An 18,776-nucleotide genomic window follows, 5' to 3' on the forward strand; every position below is an offset into this window, starting at 1 on the left:
TCACTCGCGAGCCTGTTGTCGTTCAGCTCAGCCCCCGTTGATTCAGCAATACCTTATTCAACTCGCTGTTTTTGCGCACGTTCAGCTTGCGCATCGCCGAACGCTTGTGGGCGCTGATGGTTTTCTGGCTGCGCTGCAGCAGGCCGGCGATGCTGCAAGCGGACATGCCGCTGCTCATCAACCCCAGCACCTTTTTCTCGCAGTGGCTGAGCGCGGCGATGCGGCAGGCCTGGCATTTCCACATGCCGGCGGCATGCACCGCCATCCACGGATGCTGGATGAATTTTTCCAACGCCATTTGCAGCTTGAGGCGAATGGCATAGGCCGAATCGCGCCGATGAATGCTGAACAGCGGCGACAGGTTTTTCACCTGTTGCTGAGTCGTGTCGTCGAGGATCAGCAGGGTCAGCTGCCGCTGGCGCGGGATGCCGTAGGGGCTCTGATAGCAGCTGGCGCAGCCCCAGCGCTCTTCCGGCGTGCGGAACACGATTTCGATGTTATCCAGCGCCTGCAGCGCCAGCGGCGAGAACTGCGGATACCGGCGCTGGCATTCGTTCAGGGAGTGCAGATAGTCCTGCAGCAGCAGACGCAGCCCCTGCTGGTAGAAGTTATCGCTGTCGAACAGCGTGAAGCGAATATCTGGCATGGGTGACTCCTTAAAAGGTCGCAGCACCGCGCCGGAGCGAACGGTGACGGCCAATCGCCGGCGTTCGCGCGCCGGTCGTTTTCCTGATTTCCCTGGGATGGTGCGGGCTTATTGGTACGCCAGCACAAAATTGGCGACGGAAGTGAATTCGCCTTCGGTAATACTTTGGTTCTGAATTGCACTCGGCCGCCCCTGCACATAGGCGGTGAAATTCAGGCTGTTGGGGCCGTTTTGCAGCGCGACGGCGCTGGTGGCCTTATTCAGATCGATATCGGCACCCTGATGATCGAACAGGGCGATGGCGGCACCGTTCGCGCCGTTGTTGATCGCCAGCTTGCCCGGAAGCTCTCCGTCTTCGGTGCCGCTGAAGGTCACGCTGACGGATTTGAATACCGTGGTCTTGCAGTCGGTCAGCTTGATGCTGAATGGCACCGGCGTAGTGTGGCCGTAGCGGTACAGGGTTTTGACGATCACCGTGCCCATCTCCACCAGTTGATCGGCGGACTGCGGTTCGATATTGCACGGTCGGCTCACCACGGTGCCGTGGAACTGCACCGGCGCGCCGATAAGCTCGGTGTTCGCCGTCGCCGGCATGGCGGTAAACCACCAGGGCACGCAGCTCAGCAGCGCTAAAGCGCGTAGACGCATTTTCGTTCCTCCCTCGGTTACTGGAATGCCGCCACGATGGTGGCCGATGCGTTGAATTCCCCTTCGCCGATCTCTGCGCCGCCATTGGCGAACGGTGCTGCCACCAGGTTCCAGGAGCCGCCGTTGCCGATATTCGGCACCGGGTAAAACTCATTCGGGATGACCAGTTGGCCGTTGTGCGTCAGCCGGATACCGAGATCGTTCTTGTCGGTTTTGAATACCCCGTTATTGAAAGAGGCCGCTGAGCCTGAGACCGCCAGTTTGATGTTCAGCGTACCGTCCTCAAAGCTGCCGCCTTCGCACTGGAAGCGCACCGGAATGCTTTGCGGGTAGTTCGAACCGTTAAGATCGCTGCCGCCGATCTCGCCGAACTCCACGTTGATCAGCTGGCCTTCGTTCACCACGCATTTATCCGGCACGTAGAGGATCGCGGATTGGATAAACACCTGCGCCATCGGGTTGGGCCCGAAACCGCCGTCGGTCGAGCCCAGGCGGCCGAACATCTCGATGATCTGCCGATCGTTAATCTCGACGCCGTTGATGATTTTTTTGCGCACCCGGAAGGTGATGCGGCCTTTGGAGCCGCTTTCATAGTTGTTGACCTGCACATAGGGCGGCGTACAGCTGTGATTGGGGTACTCGTTGGATTCGTTGTAAAAAGGCACGGTGACATAGGCCTTCTTATAGCCGGCGATCCACACCTCGGCTTTTAAATCCAGGAAGTCGTTCAGCTGCAAGAAGCCGTTGCCGTAACTGGATGGGGGGAGCGCCGAATCCGACTTGTAAAAGTGTGGGCTTCTGGGGATCGGCGTGTCGCAGTAAGCCTTGCCGGTATAGGTGCCGCCTAATGAATAGGGGAACACTTTGGTGAACCCTACCTGGTTGGTGATGTTGCTTTGATTCAGATCGATATAGAACGGTTTCGCCCCGCCGTCCGGCGTGACGTAGCCGTTGGCCCAGGCGGCGGGAGCCGCCAGCGCGATCGCCAGCGGCAGGCAAAGTTTGGTCAGTTGCATTTTCATCGCGTTCTCGAGCCTCACAGGTAAATCACCTGAATGTGCGCCACGGCGGCGAACCCGGCGGCCATCACCGCTCGCTGGGTGGATTCCACGCTGGCGCTGAACCACAGGGTGTTGCTGCCGGGTTGCAGAATGTAGGGGCGGCTGCGCTGGTTCAGTTCCAGCGCCTGGCCCTGCTGGTCTTGCAGCCGCAGGCCGATGCCCTGTACGCCGCCGTTCAGCTTCAGCAGCGACGGATTGTCGACGTCGCTTTCGCCCAGAAATACCAGCGTCGCGGCCTGCTCTCCCTGCAGATAGAGGCGGCCGGCGTCGCCGTTGCGCGGGCCGGCCGGGTTATCCGCCAACGCGCGCGCGCCCAGCAGGCAGTTGCGGAACGAGAGGCGAAAACGCACCGGCGTACTGCGATCGCCGGCGTTGCGGAAGTCGCGTGCGCTGACGTCGCCCAGATCGACGGCCTGATCCCGGCTATCCGGCGTCAGGCTGCAGGGGGAGCTGAGCAGGCCGCCGTGAAAACTGACGGTGCCGGTGGTGCCTTCGATCACGCCCAGCGGCGTTGCCGCCATCGCGCTGCCGCCGCACAGCAGGGCGCCGAGCAGCAGCGGGCGCAGTCGATCGGTGAATTCAGCCATGCTGGACCTCCTTATTTTTTCTCGGGCACGGCGGTGCAAACGCTGCCGTTGCAGGCGAAGCGCAGTTCGGGGTGGCCGCCGTAGTCGTTGATGTAGGTGATGACGAAGCTGTTCATGCCGGTGTCGTGCAGCTTGAGGCTTTCGCTGGACTTCGGCTTCAGCATCAGCGGTTGGAAGCCGCCGATTGCGCCGCCGCCCTGTTTTTGCGTCTGCCGCGTCATGCCGGTCAGGGTGATGTAAAACGGCGTCGGGTTATCGACGGTGACGGTGCCGCCGCTTTTACGGAACACCAGCTTTTCCTGCCACACTTCACCCTTGGGCGCGACGATGGCCTTCGGCCGGTAGAACAGCTTGATCTGCGTTTGCAGCGCCAGCTGCATCACGTTGGTTTTGGTGCTTTTCGGCGGGATCTCGCGCAGGTTGAAGTAGAACACCGACTCGCGATCCTGCGGCAGGCGATCCGCCTCCGGCGTCTTGGTGATACGCACCACGCTGCGTTCGCTCGGTTCCACGCGCTGCAACGGCGGCAGTACCACCAGCGGCGAGGTGATTTTCTGGTGCTGTTCGTTCTCCAGCCAGGACTGCGCCAGGAAAGGCAGCTCTTTGTTTTCGTTGACGATATTCAGGCTGATCGATTTGGCGTCGCTCACATAGACGGCGCGTGTGCGATCCAGCGATATCGCCGCGTCGGCGGTGGGCAGTACGGCGCTCAGGGCCAGGCCGGCGGCGGTCAGTAGCGTTATCGGGTGTTTGTTCATGTCATTATTTCTCAGCGTTACGGATTACAGGGTGGCGCACGGCAGCAGCAGCTGGTCCAGCGGCTTGGCGGCGCCCGGGATCACGATGCGGCAGCGGCGTTGGCCTTCCCAGGCGACGTCCAGTTTTTCCTCCGGCTGCACGCCGGTCAGGTAGACCGAACCACCGTCGTTGACCACCGCGACCTCGCGGCCTTTCTCGCTCAGCACCGCGGCACCGAACGGCGGTTCGCTGCCGTCCGCGAGGCGAATGGTGGCCAGCAGCTTGCTGCCTTTTACCACCTCGAAGTGGCGGTAGCCGATGGCGCCTTCGGTCAGCGTGCCTTGCACCACCGCGCGGGTGGCTTCAACGTCGTCCGCCAGTTTGTTGACGTCGATGCGGGTGTCGGTGTTGTAGTAGCTGGTGATGTCGGAAATCACCGCCAGCCCGAAGCGGTTGCTGTAGGCGCGGCCGTTGTTGATCGGCACGCCGGCGATGCCGTCGGTGTCGAGCATCATGCGGCTGCCGCCGTTGCTCGAGTTCTGGTGCGCCGCGATACCGTGCCGGGTGGCGGTGAGGCCGCCGCGGAACGAGCCGCCGATCGACGAATAGCTGTCCTGCTGGTAAGAGGCGCTGGCGTTCAGCGAGCCGAACGAGGCGTTGTGGGTGTAGTACCCACGTGCCAGCGATTTGCCGGACTGATTAAAGCCGCCGCTGACCTGCCAGGTATTGTCCGGATCGCTGTAGTCGTTGTACGACGCGGTCTGCGTGACGTCGCCGTTGTTGGTTTGCAGCGCATAGCCGACGCGCCGGCGATCGCCGATCGGCACGGTGAAGTTGAGCATCACGCTGTCGTCGGTGCGGCCCTGGTAGTAGGTACGGTAAGCCGACAGCGAGGCAGTGATGTTGCTGATATCGCCGATGCTGAACAGCTTGCTGGTCGACAGCCCGTAACGGTCCTGGGTTCGCGCGTCCCAATAGGTCTGGTGCGAGTAGGTCAGATAGGCGGTGATCGCCTTGGCGCTGTCCTCCGCCATAAAGGTTTTGCTGGCGGTGATGGTGTACAGCTCTTTCTGGCGGCCGTTGTAATTCTTGTCGTAGTCGCCGTAGCGCTCCTGCAGATACTGCGACATGTTCATGAATTTGCGCTGCGAGAAGCGGTAGCCGGCGAAGGTGATCTGACTGTTCAGTTCGTCGAAGCGTTTGGCGTAGTTGAGCTTGAACGACATGCCGCTGGCGGTCGGTTCGCCGGGCAGACGGGCGATCGACTGGGTGACGTCCACCGACATGGCGCCTAACACGTTCAGATCGCGGCCGAGGCCGAGCGCCCAGGCGTTATAATCGCCACCGAGCAGCGCTCCGCCATACAGTGACCAGGCGTTGCTCAAGCCCCAGGAGAAGTCGCTGGCGGAAAACAGCGGCCCCTGGGTGCGGTGGTCGTAGGCAGAGGTTTTGCCCAGCGCCACGTTATAGCGCACGTAGCCCGGCCGGGTCAGGTACGGAATGGTGGCGGTATCCACCTGGAAGGTCGAGACGGTGCCGTCCTGCTCTTCGACCTTGACGTCCAGTTTGCCGCGTACCGAGCTGTTGAGATCCTGGATGACGAACGGACCGGCGGGCACGGTGGTTTCGTACAGCGTGCGGCCTTCCTGCGAGACGGTGATCTTGGCGTTGCTTTTGGCGATGCCGCGCACTTCCGGCGCGTAACCCTGCAGATTGGGCGGCAGCATGCGCTCGTCGCTGGCCAGGTTGAGGCCGGTGAAGCGGTAAGCGTCGAACACCCCGGAATCCAGGTAGATCTCACCCAGCGTCAGCTTGGCGGCCTGCATCGGCAGTGCACGATAGGCGTAGATCTGGTTCCAGTCGAAACCGGTGCTGCGATCGCCGGCTTGCTGATTGTAATTGGCCTGGTAGTCCGCGCGCAGGCGCCAGGCGCCCATATTGGCACCCAGCGTGCCGTAACTGCTCAGGTTCTGGGCGGTGTTGTTGTTGTGGCTTTGCTTGCCGAACTGGCCGCTCAGGTTGTAGTCCAGCAGCAGGCCGGGAATGCCATCATCCCACTGCTCGGGCGGCGTCCAGTCGGGATCGGAGTATTTCATCCACGCCTGCGGGATGGTGATCGCCAGCACGCCGCCACCGATGCGATCGGAGACGGTTGCACCCTGGATCGCGCGAATGTCGGCGCACTGGTTGTCGTGCCACAGGGTGACTTTTTTGGCCGCTTCTTCTTTCAGCGCCATTTTTTCCACCAGATCAGGCGGCAGGCACACTTGGCTGCCGCTCTTGTTATCCTGTGACGGGAAATACTGAATGCTGCGCTGAGGCAGCGTTTTCTGGTTGATCTTGATGTCCAGCAGATAAGCGCCGGGCATGACGTAGTCGGCGTCGGAAAAGCGCGAAAGATCCACTTTGCTGCGCTCGCCGATATCCAGGACGTCGGTATTGAATTCCGTGGCGGAAAATGCCGGACGCACCCAGAGGAAAGATAGAATGACGAGGAGAGGTAGGTGTTTCCGTGTCAGTAATGACGTCATAGCATAATCACTCATGGCAAGTCCGCGCCCAATAGCAGGTCATCCGTGCGACCTGAATTCGTAATGCTGTGCAGCGCCCGCCGGCGCTAGAGATAAGACAGGGTGAATTTGGCCAGAGAGCTGAAGCCGCCCGCCCGCGCCTTATCGGGATGCAGGCGCAACTGCGCGCCGAAGCGCAGCGTGTTGTCGCCGGCGACGATCTGGTAATCCGCCGTCGTGCTACCGAGCGGGATCGGGGTACCGGCATCGGTCAACAGCTCGATAGCCACACCCTTCGCCTCGCCGTAAACGCCGAGCAGAGAGGGATCACGGCTGTCGGCGGTGCCGTCGAACGTGACGTTGGCCGCGCGATAGACGAAGTCAGGTTTCACCTGGCTTGCCAGCTCGCAGTTCACCAGTTTTATCGTGAAATGGCGGCGGCTGCCGAGCAGCACCGATTGTCCGTCCTGTGAGGCGTCGGTCATGGAGATCAGGCCAAAATCGACGGTTTGGTCCAGGCTGTCGCTGGCGATGCCGCACGGCGTTTCGACGATGGTGCCGCCCAGGCTGACTTTGCCGTGTCCCTGATTTTTCGCTGCCGCCGCCGTGCTGCCTACGCTGAGCGTGATGAGCAACAGGCCGCAAAGGCGGATAGTCATACTGGCGTCTCCCTGTCTTTCCCTGTTCCCTTGCCGGTATCCTCGGCATGCAATAAAGCGGGGGATGCCCTGAGACATCCCCTATGGGGTATTACAGGTAAGCCAGGGTGAAGTTCGCCACGCTGGTGAAGTCGCCCGGTACCACGGCGGCAGAAGCGCTGCTGCCCTGCAGGTAAGCGGCGAATTTCAGCGAGTTGTCGCCGTTGTTCAGGCCCTGGCCGTCAGTCGCCGTGCCCAGTTCCACTTCTTTGGAGTGCAGGTTGTCGTAAATCACGATGCCGGCGCCGGTCGCGGTGCCGCTCAGGGCCAGCAGTTTGCTGTTGACCGGATCAGGCGTGCCGGTAAAGGTCACTTCGACGTTTTTCATGGTGGAGATGGAGCAATCTTTCAGTTCGATGCTGAAAGGTTGCATGCTGGATTTGCCCTGGTTGGCCAGGATACGGCTGCTGATCTGGCCCATCGGCACGGTCTGATCAACGGATTCCGGTGCGACGCTGCATGGCGCATCGATAATTTCGCCGGTAAAGGTGACTTTACCGCTGCCCTGATTTGGTGCTGCATGCGCAACAGATGCGGAAGCGAAAGCAATCACGGTTGCCAGCATTAATTTATTCAGTTTCATTTCTCAGGTTCCTGTAGAGAGTTTTTAAATAAAAAGAACAGCACATCTAAATCCCCCGCGGCGGCGGCAACGCCATGTCACCGGCCGTGCGGTTGGAGCCAGATCCTTTTGCTCTGGGCAATACGCCAACATCCGTTATTTGTGAGAAATAACGAGATTTGGAAAATCAACAATGGATTTCTGGTAAATAAAATACGGGTTTTAAGTGTGGCGTGTTGCTGGGAATATTCTTGCAAATAATAGTATTGCTTGGAAATAGATTTTATTAAATTAAGTCAAATTCAGAATATAAAACTAAAAGGAAAAAGAAATATATTTGCTTTAAAACCAATAGATCGTATACAAATATTATCCAGTATAAATCACTATATAAATAACGATATGCGAGATATTAGATCGGGTGAAATAGGGTGGCACCTACAATTCACAATATTGTTTTGCTAATATCGCTCTTAGGCAGCAGATGCTGAATTTCCCGTTAGAAACAAAATATAAAACATAATTCATTGTTTTTATTGTTGTTTCGTGATTTTCTGTTCACGATTGATTGGGTTTCTTATTCGCGTTTAGTCTGCGTTTAGATCTAATTGGTTAACAATTAAATAACAATTTCACCGGTAGTGAATTATTCTATCGCATTGCGACATAGGGATTTTTCGCTACCTAACCTATTTTGATTAATCAAATTAAGGCATGTACCTCTGCCGTTCGCCACATAATGATGACCTAAGTGACAATTAAAGGATTATAAACGGAATGATAACGATGATTAATGCTTGCGGCGGACGCCGCACGGTGGGTTTGACTATATTTTTTCTGTCTTTTATGGCGTTGTCTGGCTGTGCGGGCGGTAGCAAGACAAAACTGAACTCTGTGAAAAAAATTTCACAGAACAATCCTAATGATAAATCCGATGAGCAACGCATTGCGCTTTGCCAACAACGAGTTAATTCGTTAAAGAATATTAATCCGCAAAGTTACCAGAAGCGCATCGCCTATTTTAACGGTCTACTTTCCAATGCTTCCGGATATGCCGGGGTACGTGGCAACGTGGATGAGAGCACCCGTAAAGCGATTGATGCTCTTTATCAATATAAAACCGAGAAATTCTGCGCCGACGTCGAACATGAGCTGATGTCCGATCTGTCCAGCCGTGTTGAGAATCTGTAGCCATGAAGCGATGCGCGCAAGGATGGGCGATGGGCATTTTGTTGTTGGCGGCGAACGGGGCCGCTTGCGCCGCCGACGACGGCATTCCCGCCCTGTTGAAGTTTGCCGAACAACGGCAGGCACCGCCGGCCGCGCTCAAGGAAGAAGCCGCGCGTAAACCGGCGCCTGCACCGGCCGCCAAACCGGCTGCCATCGTCGAGGCAGACGGCGTTCGTTTAACTTCACTGAAGCAGTCTTTGCAACGGCAGGTGGAGAAAATCCGTCAGTTGGAGCGGCAGTTAGCGGCGGCTCAGGCGGCGCCGAAACGGGAGCGGGCCGTCGTCGATATTCGGCCGCTGGTCGATGCCCTGAAGGGATTGCGGCAAGCCGTTGCGCCGGTGCCTGAGGTGGGCACATTGGCCGCTTCGCTAACGCGGGCCGAACAGCGCAGCGCAAGGTTGGCGGCGCAGGTGGCGCAGCAGCAGCAGCGGATCGACACCTTGCTGGCCGAGCGGCAGCAGGCCACCGAACCGCCCTTGCTGGCCAGCGAGTCGGACAAACAGGCGTATGCCGCCGGCGTATCGCTCGGGCGCGACATTTTGCATCTGCAGCAGGAGAACCGGCGCGCAGGGCTGGAGGCGGATCGGCAGCTGTTGCTGGCGGGCATCGCCGATACCCTGGCCGGGCGGTTGCGGCTGGATGAAGCCGCTATCGACAGCGCTTTGCACACGGCGCAGCAGCGGCTGCAGCAAGCGCAACAGACGCAAATTGCCCCTCTGGACGGCAAGGCCTATCTGGCCGATTTCGCCCGTCAGGAGGGGGTCAAGCAAGATGCGCTCGGTTTCTACTATCGAGTGGACTATGCCGGCTGCGGGGCGATCGGCGCCGACGATCGGGTGGATATCGTGGTGCGCGAAAGCCTGACCGACGGCCGGGTGGTCAAAGATATGGAACTGGCGGGGACGGTGATCTCGCAGCCGTTGACGCGCTACCCGCCGCTGTTTCGCGCCGCTATCGAAAAGCTGCAGCGCCACGGTTCGATCACGTTGGTGGTGCCGCCGGCGCTGGCGTACGGCAAGCAGGGCAGTCCGCCGACGATCCCTCCGGACGCCACGATGATTTATACCCTGCGCATCGCTGACGTGCAGTCATGAGCGGGGGAGCTCAGCAGTAACCACTCAGGAGGAATGCTATGGCCAAGGCGCCGAAAACGTTTGAAAGTAGAAAATCGCTGATGCTGAATGTGTTGCAAGGATTGTGCAGGGATCGTGTGGAAGGGTCTGGGGGGCATCATCCCCCGCCGGAGCAGTGGCCGAAGACGCGCGAACTGGCGGATAAATGCGGCGAAAATATTTATACCACCCGCACCCTGCTGCTGGCGCTGGAAAAGGAGGGCAAGGTGCATTGCACCCACCGCAGCATCAATAATTCTCTACGTTGGTACAGCTGCGACGAACAGGCAGCGCTAAAAAAAGAGTGATTCGACCTTGGCGGTCGCTTTTGACTATTTCTACAGCTAATCATTAATTAATCTTACCATTTGGCGGGGCATTTCGCTCCGCCGCTCCACCTTCTCGCGCCCTGTCTGCCGCACAGGCATTGCTAAGATGTTTTTTGCAGCCATATACTTATCGCTCAGACGGGAACAGGTGTAGGGAGCCGGCATCGCAATGAAGGAAAAGAAAGACATACTGAGATTGGATGATATTCATTATCAAATAGACAACCAGGTGATCCTGGACTCCGTCTCTTTCACGCTGGGGGAAGGGGAATTTAAATTGATCACCGGCCCTTCCGGCTGCGGGAAAAGCACCTTACTGAAAATCATCTCTTCCTTAATGGATCCGACGAGCGGAAACCTCTATTTCGACGACCGGTCGATCGCCGAGATGTCGCCGGAGGCGTATCGCAAGCAGGTTTCTTACTGCTTCCAGACGCCGGCGCTGTTCGGCAATACGGTTTACGACAATCTGGCGCTGCCCTACCAGATCCGCCAACAGCCGCCGGCCGAGCGCAAAATGAAGGCCGATCTGGTACGTTTCGGGCTGCCGGAGGCGATGCTGACCAAAAGCATCAATGAGTTGTCCGGCGGGGAGAAGCAGCGCGTGTCCCTGATCCGCAACCTGCAGTTTATGCCGCGGGTGCTGTTGCTCGATGAGATCACCAGCGCGCTGGACGAGGAAAATAAGCGCAACGTCAATGAGATAGTGCATCAGCTGGTGGCGGAACACCGGCTGGCGGTGCTGTGGGTGACGCACGATACCGAAGAGATAGCGCATGCGGATGAGGTGATCACCCTGCGCGCACACGGCGCCGAGCAACAGGAGCAACAGCATGAATCAGCATAACATCACCAACGAATCTTTAGGCTTGTCGATGGTCCTGGTGGTGGTCGCCATCCTGATCAGCCACCGGGAAAAGCTGGCGCTGGAAAAGGACATTATCTGGAGCATCTGCCGCGCGGTGGTGCAGCTGATCATCGTCGGCTACGTGCTGAAGTATATTTTCGACCTGGATAACGCGGTGCTCACCGTGTTGATGGTGCTGTTCATCTGCTTTAACGCGGCCTACAACGCCAAGAAACGCAGCAAGTACGTCGAACACGCGTTCGTGACGTCGTTTATCGCCATCACCACCGGCGCGGTGCTGACGCTGGCGGTGCTGGTCTTGACCGGCTCCATCGAATTTACGCCGATGCAGGTGATCCCCATCTCCGGGATGATCGCCGGTAACGCCATGGTGGCGGTGGGGCTGTGCTACACCAACCTCGGCCAGCGTTTCAAAAGCGAACAGCAGAAGATTCAGGAGATGCTCAGCCTGGGGGCGACGCCCAAGTTCGCTTCGGCGGCGCTGATCCGCGACAGCATCCGTGCTTCGCTGATCCCGACCGTGGACTCGGCGAAAACCGTTGGGCTGGTTAGCCTGCCGGGCATGATGTCCGGGCTGATCTTCGCCGGCATCGATCCGGTGAAAGCGATCAAATACCAGATTATGGTGACCTTCATGCTGCTTTCTACCGCCAGCCTGTCGACCATCATCGCCTGCTATCTGGCCTACCGTAAGTTTTACAATGAGCGCCACCAGCTGGTGGTCGGCAACCTGAAGTAACGCCATGAAAAACGGCCTCCGCGGAGGCCGTTTTTTTACTCTTGCAGCAGGGCGATGCTCTGGCGGATTTCCCGTTCGATATCCGCCTCGCTCCAGCTGTTCAGCTGCGAAGAGAAGGGCTCGAAGGCATAGACGCCGGTGTAGCCCAGGCGTTCCAGGTTCTGCACCTGGCGGCGGCTCTCCAGCCGATCGCCTGCGCTCAGCATGATGCGTTCCTCGTCGCTCAGAGCGTCTTTATCCCTCCCGTCCTCCACGCCGGACAGATGCACCAGGCCGATCTGCGCCACCTGGATTTGCGCGTCGAAGTCGGCCTGCGCCACATCGCTCAGATAATGGTGGAAAGTATCGAGCACGATGCGGTACGGCGCGCCCGAATCGCGGATGAGCGCCTGGGTCAGCAGCGACGAGCGCAGCGAGCTGATGCCGAAGCCCAGCGGCTCGACGTACCCCTGCACGCCATAGCGGGCAAACAGCGGTGCCAGCAACCGCAATGCCGCGAGGGTGTCATCGCGTTTTTGCTGCTCGCTGCGCTTGTCATCGGCGCTGCAGTGCGGGCACAGCACCAGCGCCCGGCTGTGGATGGCCTGCGCCTGCGCCAGCAACGCTTCGGCGCGCTGCTGCAGCGCCGCCGGATCATCCACCCGATTGAACATGCCGAGGGCGTTGATCGTGACGACCTCGATGCCGTATTGCGCGGCGAGCGCGTTGAGCTGCGCGTCGCTCAGATCGTCGGTCACCTTGCCGCTGGGCATGTCGTTGCGCAGCTCAACTTTGCTGAGCCCGCAGCGTTTCACCAGGCGGAAAAAACTGTCCAGATCGAGATTCGGCGCGATCTTGCGGTTAATGCAGAAGCGGTCCAGCGCAAGTGTCATGAGGCATTACTCCAGCGGTCAGGGGTGAGAGATCAGGATTTGCCGTTTTCCAGCGGCAGCGGCTTGCCGTCGGGCAGGGGGTGGCGGTGGCGTTTGGCCAGCACCACCTGCTCCATTTTTTCCAGCGAGACGCCTTTGGTTTCCGGGATGTAGCGGCCGATGAACCAGTAGCTGAACAGGCAGCAGGCGGCGAAGATCCACATCGGGAAGGCGCCGTGGAAATGCGAGAACAGATACGGGTGGTCGTTGATCATCGGGAACGACTGCGACACCGCGAAGTTGGCGACCCACATGCAGCCGACGGCGATGCTCATTCCCTGCGCGCGCATGCGGTTCGGGAAGATTTCCGACACCAGCACCCAGGCGCCGACGCCCCAGGACAGCGCATAAAACACCATGAAGAACAGCATGCCGAACAGCGCGAAATAGCCGGTGGCCTGGGTGTAGAGCGCGTACGAGGTGAGCAGCAGGCCGGCGATGGCGCCCAGCGTGCCGTAGCGCATCAGCGGGATGCGGCCCATGCGATCCATCAGCATGGCGCCGATGACCGAACCGACCAGTTGCAGCACGCCGATCCAGATGGTCTGGAACAGCGCTTCCTGCGCGTTTTCGGTCACGGTTTTCAGCACCACCGGCGCGTAATACATCATTACGTTGACGCCGGTCACCTGCTGCAACATGGCGATCATGCAGCCGACGAACAGGATGAAACGCACCCGCACATCGCCGTAGTTCAGCTTCCGGTGCTGCTGCTGTTGATCCTGCTGCAGCGAGTCTTTGATTTCTTTCAGCAGATTCTGCGCGTGGGCGGCGTTGGAGACCTTGGTCAACATCGCTAACGCCTGATCGTCGCGCCCCATCATTACGTTCCAGCGCGGCGATTCAGGAATGACGAACACCAGGATGCAGAACAGAATGCAGGGGATCACGCCCGAGGCGAACATCCAGCGCCAGCCCATTTCCACCAGCCAGGCTTCGCTGGCGAGGCTGGCGATTTTGAAGTTGACGTAGAAAATCACGATTTGACCGAAGACGATGGCGAACTGCTGCATGCTGAGCGCGCGCCCGCGCATGTCTTTTGGCGACACTTCCGACATGTACATCGGCGACACGGTGGCGGCAATGCCGACCGCCAGTCCGCCGATGATGCGGTAGATGACGAACCAGGTGAAGGTCGGGGCCAAGGCCGCGCCCACGGCGGACACGGTGAACAGCAGCGCCGCCAGCATCAGCGCCTTTTTGCGGCCCCAGCGCGCCGCCAGCGGCCCGGCGGCGAAGGCGCCGACCACGCAGCCGATCACTACGTTGGAGACCGCCCAGCCGGTTTCGGCCGGGCTGAGACTGAAATAGGTTTTCAACGCTTCGATCGCGCCGGAGATCACGGCGGTGTCGTAGCCGAACAGAATGCCGCCCAGGGCGGCGATGCCGCAAATTCGCAATATGTAACCGGTATTGTGCTTACGCTGATATGACATGTGTTGCTCCGATTTTTATCCTGGCTTCCGTCCGCACGGTTGGGGTGTCGGGGAGAGGGCGAGCGGAAGGGTGTGAACCGTGCCTGTCATCAAGGCGATGTCGTCGATAAATGCTGGAACAAACAAGAACATTTATTTCATAATTAGTGAATAATGGAATATTGATTTTTAGATCCAGTTCAAAAAAAACCGTCGCGAGCGATTCGGATACCTTGTGCGAACGGGGGCGGGCGGTAACGGCAGCAGGGCAGGCGCGGCGCGGATTTTATGTAGCAAAGTCAGTGTGCATTACCCCGGATTTCTTCTTCGGCATTGCGCTTTCCCTGGCACGATAATGAAAGCGTCAACCGGATCGACACCGCAAAATTGCGACCTCACGCACTAAAAATAAATTTTCCAAAACAATTTATTTGAAACTTTTTTTTCAATGAAATAGAGTTTGCTGCATCCGGTCAGGATTTAGCCGGCTTGCCGACGGGGTTTGGCGAGCGGGACGATTAACGCCGCGCCGCCGGCGAGTGGCCAGGCGACAGCGGACTTGAAAAGAGGGCGTGACATGAAAACCGTGGGTAACTTTATTGGCGGGCAGGTGTGCCTGAGCAGCAGTAATCAAACCGTTGACGTGCACAACCCGGCCAGCGGGCAGGTTGAGCGGCGCGTCACGCAGAGCACCGCCGCCGAAGTCAAACAGGCCATCGACGTGGCCCATCGGGCGTTTGCCGACTGGTCGCGCACCACGCCGCTGCGCCGCGCGCGCATCATGTTCAATTTCAAGGCGCTGCTGGAACAGCACCGCGACGAGCTGGCCGAGCTTATCGTCAGCGAGCACGGCAAAGTGTACTCGGATGCGCTGGGCGAACTGACGCGCGGCATGGAAGTGGTCGAATTCGCCTGCGGCATCCCGCATCTGATCAAGGGCGAGTATTCGCCGGACGTCGGCAGCGGCGTCGACAGCTTCTCGCTGATGCAGCCGCTGGGCGTGGTGGCGGGCATTACCCCGTTCAACTTCCCGGCGATGGTGCCGATGTGGATGTTCCCTATCGCGCTGGCCTGCGGCAACACCTTCATCCTCAAGCCGCCGGCGCTGGTGCCTTCCGCCTCGGTGCGCCTGGCGGAACTGCTGAAAGAAGCCGGCCTGCCGGACGGCGTGTTCAACGTGGTGCACTGCGCCAATGAAGACGCGGCGCAGCTGTGCACCGATCCGCGCATTCAGGCGGTGAGCTTCGTCGGCTCCTCCACCGTGGCGGAACATATCTACACCACCGCCAGCGCGCACGGCAAGCGGGTACAGGCCTTCGGCGCGGCGAAGAACCAGGCGATCGTCATGCCGGATGCCGATCTGGACGCCACGGTCAACGCGCTGATGGGCGGCGCGTTCGGCTCCGCCGGCGAGCGCTGCATGGCGCTGCCGATCGCGGTGGTGGTCGGTGACGATACCGCCGACAAACTGATCGCCAAATTGAAGCCGCTGATCGCGCAGCTGCGCGTCGGGCCGGGCTTGCAGCAGGGCGGCGAAGAGAATGAAATGGGGCCGCTGGTGTCGTCCGCCCACCAGAAGAAGGTGCTGGGCTATATCGATCTGGGCGTGGAAGAAGGCGCCACCCTGGTGGCCGACGGCCGCAATTATCAGGTGCCGGGCTATGCTGAAGGCTACTACGTCGGCGGCACGCTGTTCGACCATGTGAAACCGAATATGCGCATCTACCGCGAAGAGATCTTCGGGCCGGTGCTGGGCATCGTGCGGGTGCCGGATTACCGTACCGCCATCGACACGGTGAACGGCCACGAGTTCGGCAACGGCAGCGCCATCTTTACCGGCAGCGGCCACTACGCGCGCCAGTTCGTACAAGAAGTGCAGGCCGGGATGGTCGGCGTCAACGTGCCGGTACCGGTGCCGATGGCGTTCCACAGCTTCGGCGGCTGGAAGCGCTCGGTGTTCGGTGCGCTGAACGTGCACGGCACCGACGGCGTGCGCTTCTACACGCGCATGAAGACCGCCACCGCGCGCTGGCCGGCCGGGCAGCAGACGGTGTCCGAATTCAGCATGCCGACGCTGGGTTAAGCGCTGTCATATTCAGGCCAGGCCGTTGCTCCTTCGGGGCAGCGGCCTTTGCACGAATCATTAACAGGAGAATCGAGATGTCTTCACTGCTTGCCAAATGTCAGACGCCGAACGCCGAAGGGCGCATCCAGCACGTGACGCCGGAAAATGCCGGTTGGCGCTATGTCGGCTTTGACGTTTATCGCCTGGCCGCCGGGCAGTCGCTGCAGCTTGAGTGCGGCGATAAGGAGCTGTGCCTGGTGCTGGTGGCCGGTATCGCCTCCGTCGCCACGCTGCGCGCCGAGTACCCGCATATCGGCAAGCGCATGAGCCCGTTCGAGCGCACGCCGCCTTACGCGGTGTATGTGCCGCATCACGATCGCATCGACGTGCGGGCAGAAACCGATCTGGAGCTGGCGGTGTGCAGCGCGCCCGGCAGCGGCCACCTGCCCTCACGGCTGATCACGCCGGCGGATATCGGCGTGGAGCGGCGCGGCAAGGGGCGTAACCAGCGGTTGGTGCACAACATTCTGCCGGACAGCGAGCCGGCCGACAGCCTGCTGGTGGTGGAGGTTTACACCGACGAGGGCAACACCAGTTCCTACCCGAGCCACAAGCACGATCGGGAAGACTCGCCGGACGAAACCTATCTCGAAGAGACGTATTATCACCGCATTCAGCCGGAGCAGGGGTTCTGCATGCAGCGTGTCTATACCGACGATCGCACGCTCGACGAGTGCATGCCGGTTTACAATCGCGACGTGGTGAAAGTGCCGCGCGGTTATCATCCGGTGGCGACCCTGGCGGGCTACGACAACTATTATCTCAACGTGATGGCCGGGCCGGTGCGGCAGTGGAAATTCACCTGGGAAAAAGACCACGCCTGGATTAACGGCGACGCCTATCCCGCCGTGCAATAAGCGCTTGAGGCCCGGCTTGCCGGGCTTTCTTTTTATCAGGGTATAAATTTGCCCTAAATTTGCCCTCCATCTTGCTCAAATGATAACCTGTCCGCACGCGATCGCTCCCTGGCTGAGTGAATCTAACGAACCGCTGTTATGCAATGAGATTGCCGGTACACAGGAGGAAGAACCATGACGACTACCATGTCCCAAAAAGCGGCGCGCGAAGGATTAGGTTCGCCCGACCTGTTTGAAGGCGGGGTCTATGTCACAAAAAATGGTGTCGCTGAGCTGTTTGTGCAAACGGCGGCTGAGAGAGAGGCCGAAATTCGGGAACGCAATCTGGAGCGCCAGGCCAACGCGTTGTTGAAACTGACTATGCTGGCGAAGCAAGAGATTAAAAATCAGCGTGGCCTGTCGCCCGAAGAAACCTTGCAGCGGCTGCGCGACGCGCGGAAATAGGCCCGAGGTGCAGGATGCCCCAGGAAATACGTTTTACCGTCGCGCCGGCGGCGGAATGGAGCCTGAAAGACATCGAGTCTTACAAGAGTGGAACGATAGGTGCAGTCGCGGCCGGGGTGTTCGTGGACAATCTGTTGTTATCGTCCCTCGCGGCAATTGCCGACGATCCTGCCCGCTACCGCTTCAACGCCGTGCTGGCAGGCATGGGAGTACGGTTGCACGAGCGATTGGATCCCGACAGCGAATACCGCGTCATCTATGACTACGACGGCCAGACGGTAGAGATTCTGCTTTTCATCAGCATGAAGCAGGATCTGGAAAGCGCGCTCTACCGCTATTTGTTGCTGCAATAATCCCGCCGCGCCCGAGCCTGTCGGGCGCGTTCACCCCAGCCTTACTCGTCTCGGGCGTTATTCAGCGCCAGCGAGACCGCCAGCGTCTGCGCCAGGCACATCGAGGCCACCTGTGAACGGAACCCATCCACCTGCGCTTCGCGCACCACGAAACAGACGTCGCTGAAGGCGGCCAGCGGGCTGACCTGGCTGTCGGTGATGGCGATCTGCTGTGCGCCGCGCTTGGCGCCTAATTCCACCAGTTCCACCGCTTCGCGGGCGTACGGCGAATAGCTGATGGCGATCACCACGTCCTTCGGTTTCACCATGCTCAGCTGTTCGGTGAACATGCCGCCCAGCCCGTCGATCAGAAACGCGCGGCGCTCCAGATGGCGCAGCGCATAGGTGAGATAGGAGGCGACGCTGAACGAACGGCGCAGGCCGATCACGTAGATATTTTCGGCGTTGTTGAGCAGCTCGACGGCGCGATCCAGCTGCTCGGGGGCGATCTGCATCGCCAGCTGCTGCAGCGCCTGCGCGTTGACCATGGTAAATACGTTGAGAATTTCCGCCGGTTTCTCCGGCGCGACGTTGTCGTCGGTGGAGGTTTGGCGGAACAGGCGCGCGCGTTCGGTATAGTTCACCGTCTCTTCCATCAGATGCTGACGGAACACCTGCTTCATTTCGTTGAAGCCGCTGAAGCCGAAGGCGTTGGCGAAACGGATCAGGGTGGAAGGCGGTACGCTGGCCTGTGCGGCGATGGAGGCAACGGTATCGAAAGCGATGCTGTTACTGTTATCCAAAATATAGCGCGCCACCTGCTTCAAACGCTTGCTCAGCGTTTCATAACGGTGGCGGATCTCGTCCTGTAACAGCGAAAGTTGAGTTGGGTTGTTCATCCATTCGGCTCGCAGTGGGGTGAAGGCGCATTGGCCTGACGCCTGAAATATTGACAGGGTATTTT

At 59.4% G+C, this 18,776-nt stretch carries 20 protein-coding genes; 9 read left to right on the forward strand and 11 right to left on the reverse strand.

Annotated elements, in window-relative coordinates; translation table 11 throughout:
- Window positions 1-22: 22 nt before the first annotated feature.
- From ACJ8HT_RS21435 to ACJ8HT_RS21470, 8 genes are all read right to left on the reverse strand, one after another.
- Complete coding sequence (locus tag ACJ8HT_RS21435) at window positions 23-646, reverse strand: helix-turn-helix transcriptional regulator (RefSeq protein ID WP_126179839.1); 624 nt, start codon at window positions 644-646, stop codon at window positions 23-25.
- A 108-nt stretch (window positions 647-754) separates the two neighbouring features.
- Window positions 755-1,294: a fimbrial protein gene (locus tag ACJ8HT_RS21440; protein WP_038871490.1), complete on the reverse strand. Its 540-nt coding sequence runs from the start codon at window positions 1,292-1,294 to the stop codon at window positions 755-757.
- Window positions 1,295-1,311: 17 nt separating this feature from the next.
- Window positions 1,312-2,316 carry a fimbrial protein gene (locus ACJ8HT_RS21445; protein WP_197653342.1) on the reverse strand — a complete coding sequence of 335 codons (1,005 nt, stop codon included), beginning with the start codon at window positions 2,314-2,316 and terminating at the stop codon, window positions 1,312-1,314.
- A 14-nt stretch (window positions 2,317-2,330) separates the two neighbouring features.
- Window positions 2,331-2,942, reverse strand: a complete 612-nt coding sequence (locus ACJ8HT_RS21450; protein ID WP_194572275.1) for a fimbrial protein — start codon at window positions 2,940-2,942, stop codon at window positions 2,331-2,333.
- Between the two features lie 11 nt (window positions 2,943-2,953).
- Window positions 2,954-3,700, reverse strand: coding sequence for a fimbrial biogenesis chaperone (locus tag ACJ8HT_RS21455; RefSeq protein WP_174137754.1), 747 nt, complete (start codon window positions 3,698-3,700; stop codon window positions 2,954-2,956).
- 24 nt (window positions 3,701-3,724) lie between these two features.
- Window positions 3,725-6,211 (reverse strand): fimbria/pilus outer membrane usher protein, encoded by a 2,487-nt coding sequence (locus ACJ8HT_RS21460; RefSeq protein ID WP_350429869.1) that lies wholly within the window; start codon window positions 6,209-6,211, stop codon window positions 3,725-3,727.
- 86 nt (window positions 6,212-6,297) lie between these two features.
- Entirely contained in the window at window positions 6,298-6,849 is a 552-nt protein-coding gene (locus ACJ8HT_RS21465) for a fimbrial protein (RefSeq protein WP_194572277.1), read from the reverse strand.
- 91 nt (window positions 6,850-6,940) lie between these two features.
- On the reverse strand, window positions 6,941-7,471 hold the full coding sequence (locus ACJ8HT_RS21470) for a fimbrial protein (RefSeq protein ID WP_123892904.1): 531 nt from the start codon (window positions 7,469-7,471) through the stop codon (window positions 6,941-6,943).
- Window positions 7,472-8,227: 756 nt separating this feature from the next.
- Between ACJ8HT_RS21470 and ACJ8HT_RS21475 the strand changes: the two genes are divergently transcribed.
- From ACJ8HT_RS21475 to fetB, 5 genes are all read left to right on the forward strand, one after another.
- Window positions 8,228-8,641 (forward strand): hypothetical protein, encoded by a 414-nt coding sequence (locus tag ACJ8HT_RS21475; protein ID WP_049202860.1) that lies wholly within the window; start codon window positions 8,228-8,230, stop codon window positions 8,639-8,641.
- Between the two features lie 29 nt (window positions 8,642-8,670).
- A complete protein-coding gene (locus ACJ8HT_RS21480; protein ID WP_350429870.1) occupies window positions 8,671-9,774 on the forward strand; it encodes an FKBP-type peptidyl-prolyl cis-trans isomerase N-terminal domain-containing protein in 1,104 nt (367 codons plus the stop codon).
- A gap of 38 nt (window positions 9,775-9,812) precedes the next feature.
- Entirely contained in the window at window positions 9,813-10,100 is a 288-nt protein-coding gene (locus tag ACJ8HT_RS21485; protein ID WP_049202857.1) for a FaeA/PapI family transcriptional regulator, read from the forward strand.
- 190 nt (window positions 10,101-10,290) lie between these two features.
- Window positions 10,291-10,968, forward strand: coding sequence for an iron efflux ABC transporter ATP-binding subunit FetA (gene fetA, locus ACJ8HT_RS21490; protein ID WP_194572279.1), 678 nt, complete (start codon window positions 10,291-10,293; stop codon window positions 10,966-10,968).
- Window positions 10,955-11,728: an iron efflux ABC transporter permease subunit FetB gene (gene fetB / locus ACJ8HT_RS21495; protein ID WP_033645324.1), complete on the forward strand. Its 774-nt coding sequence runs from the start codon at window positions 10,955-10,957 to the stop codon at window positions 11,726-11,728. The genes fetA and fetB overlap by 14 nt, the downstream gene beginning before the upstream one ends.
- Window positions 11,729-11,763: 35 nt before the next feature.
- On the opposite strand, the gene ACJ8HT_RS21500 is transcribed toward fetB, so the two are convergent.
- Both ACJ8HT_RS21500 and ACJ8HT_RS21505 read right to left on the reverse strand, forming a co-directional pair.
- Window positions 11,764-12,600, reverse strand: coding sequence for a TIM barrel protein (locus tag ACJ8HT_RS21500; protein WP_197653345.1), 837 nt, complete (start codon window positions 12,598-12,600; stop codon window positions 11,764-11,766).
- A gap of 32 nt (window positions 12,601-12,632) precedes the next feature.
- Window positions 12,633-14,075: a sugar porter family MFS transporter gene (locus ACJ8HT_RS21505; RefSeq protein ID WP_049202853.1), complete on the reverse strand. Its 1,443-nt coding sequence runs from the start codon at window positions 14,073-14,075 to the stop codon at window positions 12,633-12,635.
- A gap of 556 nt (window positions 14,076-14,631) precedes the next feature.
- Between ACJ8HT_RS21505 and ACJ8HT_RS21510 the strand changes: the two genes are divergently transcribed.
- The 4 genes from ACJ8HT_RS21510 (at window position 14,632) to ACJ8HT_RS21525 (ending at window position 17,833) form a co-directional block, all read left to right on the forward strand.
- Complete coding sequence (locus ACJ8HT_RS21510) at window positions 14,632-16,137, forward strand: CoA-acylating methylmalonate-semialdehyde dehydrogenase (protein ID WP_194572281.1); 1,506 nt, start codon at window positions 14,632-14,634, stop codon at window positions 16,135-16,137.
- 77 nt (window positions 16,138-16,214) lie between these two features.
- The gene (gene iolB / locus ACJ8HT_RS21515) at window positions 16,215-17,036 is read left to right on the forward strand and encodes a 5-deoxy-glucuronate isomerase (RefSeq protein ID WP_194572282.1); all 822 of its coding nucleotides are present in this window, start codon (window positions 16,215-16,217) and stop codon (window positions 17,034-17,036) included.
- 174 nt (window positions 17,037-17,210) lie between these two features.
- Window positions 17,211-17,480: a hypothetical protein gene (locus ACJ8HT_RS21520; RefSeq protein ID WP_148877516.1), complete on the forward strand. Its 270-nt coding sequence runs from the start codon at window positions 17,211-17,213 to the stop codon at window positions 17,478-17,480.
- Between the two features lie 14 nt (window positions 17,481-17,494).
- Window positions 17,495-17,833, forward strand: coding sequence for a type II toxin-antitoxin system RelE/ParE family toxin (locus ACJ8HT_RS21525; protein WP_047570170.1), 339 nt, complete (start codon window positions 17,495-17,497; stop codon window positions 17,831-17,833).
- 41 nt (window positions 17,834-17,874) lie between these two features.
- Here ACJ8HT_RS21525 and ACJ8HT_RS21530 read toward each other — a convergent pair whose 3' ends face one another.
- Window positions 17,875-18,711, reverse strand: coding sequence for a MurR/RpiR family transcriptional regulator (locus ACJ8HT_RS21530; protein WP_004930856.1), 837 nt, complete (start codon window positions 18,709-18,711; stop codon window positions 17,875-17,877).
- Window positions 18,712-18,776: the final 65 nt, after the last annotated feature.

It is taken from the genome of Serratia sp. CY44782, from assembly GCF_052168715.1.
Classification (GTDB): Bacteria; Pseudomonadota; Gammaproteobacteria; order Enterobacterales; family Enterobacteriaceae; genus Serratia; species Serratia nevei.

Coding starts and splice junctions, on each gene's coding strand:
- ACJ8HT_RS21485 (WP_049202857.1), top strand. CDS start 9,813: ATGGCCAAGGCGCCGAAAACGTTTGAAAGTAGAAAATCGCTGATGCTG.
- ACJ8HT_RS21510 (WP_194572281.1), top strand. CDS start 14,632: ATGAAAACCGTGGGTAACTTTATTGGCGGGCAGGTGTGCCTGAGCAGC.
- ACJ8HT_RS21470 (WP_123892904.1), bottom strand. CDS start 7,471: ATGAAACTGAATAAATTAATGCTGGCAACCGTGATTGCTTTCGCTTCC.
- ACJ8HT_RS21525 (WP_047570170.1), top strand. CDS start 17,495: ATGCCCCAGGAAATACGTTTTACCGTCGCGCCGGCGGCGGAATGGAGC.
- fetA (WP_194572279.1), top strand. CDS start 10,291: ATGAAGGAAAAGAAAGACATACTGAGATTGGATGATATTCATTATCAA.
- ACJ8HT_RS21445 (WP_197653342.1), bottom strand. CDS start 2,316: ATGAAAATGCAACTGACCAAACTTTGCCTGCCGCTGGCGATCGCGCTG.
- ACJ8HT_RS21480 (WP_350429870.1), top strand. CDS start 8,671: ATGGGCATTTTGTTGTTGGCGGCGAACGGGGCCGCTTGCGCCGCCGAC.
- fetB (WP_033645324.1), top strand. CDS start 10,955: ATGAATCAGCATAACATCACCAACGAATCTTTAGGCTTGTCGATGGTC.
- ACJ8HT_RS21450 (WP_194572275.1), bottom strand. CDS start 2,942: ATGGCTGAATTCACCGATCGACTGCGCCCGCTGCTGCTCGGCGCCCTG.
- ACJ8HT_RS21500 (WP_197653345.1), bottom strand. CDS start 12,600: ATGACACTTGCGCTGGACCGCTTCTGCATTAACCGCAAGATCGCGCCG.
- ACJ8HT_RS21465 (WP_194572277.1), bottom strand. CDS start 6,849: ATGACTATCCGCCTTTGCGGCCTGTTGCTCATCACGCTCAGCGTAGGC.
- ACJ8HT_RS21505 (WP_049202853.1), bottom strand. CDS start 14,075: ATGTCATATCAGCGTAAGCACAATACCGGTTACATATTGCGAATTTGC.
- ACJ8HT_RS21435 (WP_126179839.1), bottom strand. CDS start 646: ATGCCAGATATTCGCTTCACGCTGTTCGACAGCGATAACTTCTACCAG.
- ACJ8HT_RS21460 (WP_350429869.1), bottom strand. CDS start 6,211: ATGACGTCATTACTGACACGGAAACACCTACCTCTCCTCGTCATTCTA.
- ACJ8HT_RS21530 (WP_004930856.1), bottom strand. CDS start 18,711: ATGAACAACCCAACTCAACTTTCGCTGTTACAGGACGAGATCCGCCAC.
- ACJ8HT_RS21475 (WP_049202860.1), top strand. CDS start 8,228: ATGATAACGATGATTAATGCTTGCGGCGGACGCCGCACGGTGGGTTTG.
- ACJ8HT_RS21455 (WP_174137754.1), bottom strand. CDS start 3,700: ATGAACAAACACCCGATAACGCTACTGACCGCCGCCGGCCTGGCCCTG.
- ACJ8HT_RS21520 (WP_148877516.1), top strand. CDS start 17,211: ATGACGACTACCATGTCCCAAAAAGCGGCGCGCGAAGGATTAGGTTCG.
- iolB (WP_194572282.1), top strand. CDS start 16,215: ATGTCTTCACTGCTTGCCAAATGTCAGACGCCGAACGCCGAAGGGCGC.
- ACJ8HT_RS21440 (WP_038871490.1), bottom strand. CDS start 1,294: ATGCGTCTACGCGCTTTAGCGCTGCTGAGCTGCGTGCCCTGGTGGTTT.